Annotated in this window: 3 protein-coding genes; all 3 read left to right on the top strand. The window is 42.3% G+C overall.

Features of this window, described 5'->3' with window-relative positions:
• Positions 1-48 precede the first annotated feature (48 nt).
• The 3 genes from CAG69_RS19900 (at position 49) to prc (ending at position 3,271) form a co-directional block, all read left to right on the top strand.
• Positions 49-522, top strand: a complete 474-nt coding sequence (locus CAG69_RS19900) for a GAF domain-containing protein (RefSeq protein ID WP_065646467.1) — start codon at positions 49-51, stop codon at positions 520-522.
• Positions 523-620: 98 nt separating this feature from the next.
• On the top strand, positions 621-1,247 hold the full coding sequence (gene proQ / locus CAG69_RS19905) for an RNA chaperone ProQ (protein ID WP_046876216.1): 627 nt from the start codon (positions 621-623) through the stop codon (positions 1,245-1,247).
• A 17-nt stretch (positions 1,248-1,264) separates the two neighbouring features.
• Positions 1,265-3,271 carry a carboxy terminal-processing peptidase gene (gene prc / locus CAG69_RS19910; protein WP_005396554.1) on the top strand — a complete coding sequence of 669 codons (2,007 nt, stop codon included), beginning with the start codon at positions 1,265-1,267 and terminating at the stop codon, positions 3,269-3,271.
• Positions 3,272-3,526: the final 255 nt, after the last annotated feature.

Below are 3,526 nucleotides of genomic sequence, written 5' to 3' on the forward strand. Positions count from 1 at the left end.
GCGCCATACAGTGAGAATGGAAGCTTTTATAGTAAGTAGGAAGTTAATATGAACATAGAACAATACCATAGACTAACCAAACAAGCCGTTGCTCTAATTGAGTCTGAGCCAGACTTTATTGCTAACCTAGCAAACTTGAGCTCACTGCTTTTCATGGAATTGGACGATCTTAACTGGGCTGGCTTTTACCTAGCAAAAGGTGAAGAGCTCGTTCTTGGTCCGTTCCAAGGAAAACCAGCTTGTGTCCGCATTCCTATGGGGCGCGGTGTCTGTGGTACTGCTGCAAAAACTAACACCATACAAAGAGTATACGACGTTCATGAATTTGAGGGACATATAGCGTGCGATGCAGCGAGTAATTCGGAAATTGTGATTCCGTTTTCTATCAATGGAGAGGTGGTTGGTGTCCTTGATATTGACAGCCCAAGTATTGGTCGATTCAATGAAACAGACGAAGAAGGTCTCACTCATTTCATGGCTGAAGTAGAAAAGCTGCTTAATTCACACGCGAACGACGCATAAATTAGCCCTCGAGTGTGGTTTTTCCTTGGCATGTCACTATAATACGAGAATATTTTTTCTTAATGCTTCGCGGAAATCCGCTCAAATCAGGAACCCTCATGACTGAAAAGTTAAAAAACAGCAAAGAAGTTATTGCATATATTGCTGAATGTTTCCCTAAGTGCTTTACTTTAGAAGGTGAAGCAAAACCTCTGAAAATTGGTATTTTTCAAGATCTTGCGGAACGTCTAAGTGAAGACGAAAAAGTAAGCAAAACACAGCTTCGTGCAGCGTTAAGACAGTACACTTCATCATGGCGTTACCTACATGGTGTAAAACCAGGTGCAGTACGTGTAGACCTAGACGGCAACCCTTGTGGTGAGCTAGAAGAAGAGCACGTTGAACACGCGAAAGCGACACTTGCAGAAAGCAAGGCAAAAGTTCAAGCTCGTCGTAAAGAACAAGCACAAAAAGCTCGTGAAGAGGGTAAGGCGAAAGCGAAACCAGCGGCTAAAAAGCCTCAACAGCCTCGTCGTACTAACAAACCAAAAGTACAAAAAACAACTAAGCCTGTAGAAACGCGCGCTCTAAATGCTGACGAAATCACAGTAGGTAACGCAGTTAACGTGAACATGGGCAAAGGAAACATGGCAGCGACCATTGTTGAGATCAATAAGGATGATGTACGTGTTCAACTTGCTAACGGCCTACAAATGGTTGTGAAAGCGGAGCACTTGCGCGCATAAAGGAGATACTCCTACGCATGAATTGCCGTTCAAAAGTGACACTGATTGCTGCTAGCTTATGGCTAGCAGCATCAGCTCAGGCTCTCGAAGCCAAACTACATAAAGATGACTTGCCGGTTCTCGCTCCTGAAGTTCAGCACGAAACAGCTAGCAAACGAGTCACCTCTCGATTTACCCGCTCTCATTATAAGCATTTCAGCCTCAATGATGATTTCTCCAAAGCGATCTTTGAACGCTATGTAGAATTGCTTGATTATAATAGAAATATTTTTACTCAAGCGGACATCGACTCTTTTAAAGACTGGTCAATTGAGCTTGATGATCAGCTAAAAGCTGGTAACAACCAAATTGCTTTTGATGTTTATAACCTCTCAATGCAAAAGCGTTTCGAGCGCTTTGCTTATGCGTTAACGCTACTCGACGAAGAGATCAAGTTTGATACTGATGACGAGATAGAGTTAGACCGTTCTGAAGCTGCATGGCCAAAAGACGAAGCGGAGCTCAACGAGTTATGGCGTAAGCGCGTGAAATATGACGCGTTAAATCTGAAACTGACTGGCAAAGAATGGCCAGAGATTAAAGAAGTTTTAGAGAAGCGTTATAACAACGCGATGAAGCGGATCACACAGACTAATAACGAAGATGCATTCCAGTTATATATGAATGCCTTCGCCCGACAAGTCGACCCTCATACTAGCTACCTTTCCCCACGTAATGCTGAGCAATTCCAATCGGAAATGAACCTTTCTCTGGAAGGCATTGGTGCCGTTCTGCAAATGACTGACGATTACACAGTAATTCGTTCACTTGTTGTTGGCGGCCCAGCGTCGAAGAGCAAGCAACTTGGCGAAGGGGATCGAATCATCGGTGTTGGACAAGACGGTGAAGAGATTGTCGACGTGATCGGTTGGCGTCTGGATGATGTAGTTCAATTAATCAAAGGCCCAAAAGGCACAAAGGTTAATCTACAGATCTTGCCAGAAGGTAACGATGCGAAGAGTTACATTGTCACAATTGTTCGTGACAAAGTTCGCCTAGAAGATCGCGCAGTTAAGTCGGAGATCATCGAAAAAGATGGTAAGAAGATTGGTATTTTAGAAGTGCCAAGTTTCTACGTCGGTTTGTCGAAAGATACCGATAAACTGCTTGCTGAGTTAAAAACCAAAAACGTTGACGGCGTAATCGTTGATCTACGTAACAACGGTGGTGGTGCATTAACGGAAGCGACAGCATTAACAGGGTTATTCATTAAAGAAGGTCCTGTTGTTCAAGTTCGTGACAGCTATGGTCGTATTAAGGTGAACGCCGATACTGACGGAAAAGTGAGCTACGATGGTCCACTGACGGTGTTGATTAACCGCTACAGTGCTTCGGCGTCTGAAATTTTTGCAGCAGCGATGCAAGATTATAATCGTGCAATTATTTTAGGTGAAAATTCTTTCGGTAAAGGTACGGTTCAACAGCATCGCTCACTGAATCATATCTACGATCTTTTCGATAAAGAGCTAGGCTACGTTCAGTACACGATTCAGAAGTTCTACCGTATTGACGGTGGAAGTACGCAAAATCGTGGTGTTGCACCCGATATTTCGTACCCAACACCAATTGAAGCTTCTGAAACGGGTGAAAGTGTAGAAGACAATGCACTACCTTGGGATCAGATTGATAAAGCAAAATATCAAACCTTCCCAAGCAACGAAGCATTAGTTGAAAAACTCACCGCTCTTCATAACAAGCGTATTTCTGATGAGATGGAATTCCGTTTCATCAATGAAGACATAGAGAAGTATCGTAAAGAAAAAGACGATAATATGTTGTCTTTGAACGAGAAAGTTCGTAAGGCTGAATCGGATAAAGCGGAAGCTCTTCGATTGCAACGCATCAATGAGCGTCAAGCTGCTTTAGGTAAGGAAGCATTCAAAACATTGGATGATATACCTAAAGATTATGAAGCGCCTGATGTTTATTTAGATGAGTCTGTCGCGATTATGGTTGATCTACTCAAGCAGAAAAATCAGTCATAATGACTGGCAATTCAAAGTAAAAAGAGTGAGTCTTTCAGGCTCACTCTTTTTTTATGTCTTTTCATCTTTGTTTGTATTGAGTATCAAGTAAGATATTTGCTTATTTTTTCCCAATAATTTACGTGATCTACATCTAAAATTTCGCGAAAGTGAGGACTACTGCCTAAGCTAAAAGAAAACGATAAGGATGCCGATATGAAATGGTTCTTTATTTTACTTAGCTTTTGCTGCTTTAGTGTGTTTAGCGGAGAAAAC

The organism is Vibrio sp. V43_P6S15P86 (assembly GCF_009904725.1).
GTDB classification, from domain to species: domain Bacteria; phylum Pseudomonadota; class Gammaproteobacteria; order Enterobacterales; family Vibrionaceae; genus Vibrio; species Vibrio diabolicus.

Coding starts and splice junctions, on each gene's coding strand:
- proQ (WP_046876216.1), top strand. CDS start 621: ATGACTGAAAAGTTAAAAAACAGCAAAGAAGTTATTGCATATATTGCT.
- CAG69_RS19900 (WP_065646467.1), top strand. CDS start 49: ATGAACATAGAACAATACCATAGACTAACCAAACAAGCCGTTGCTCTA.
- prc (WP_005396554.1), top strand. CDS start 1,265: ATGAATTGCCGTTCAAAAGTGACACTGATTGCTGCTAGCTTATGGCTA.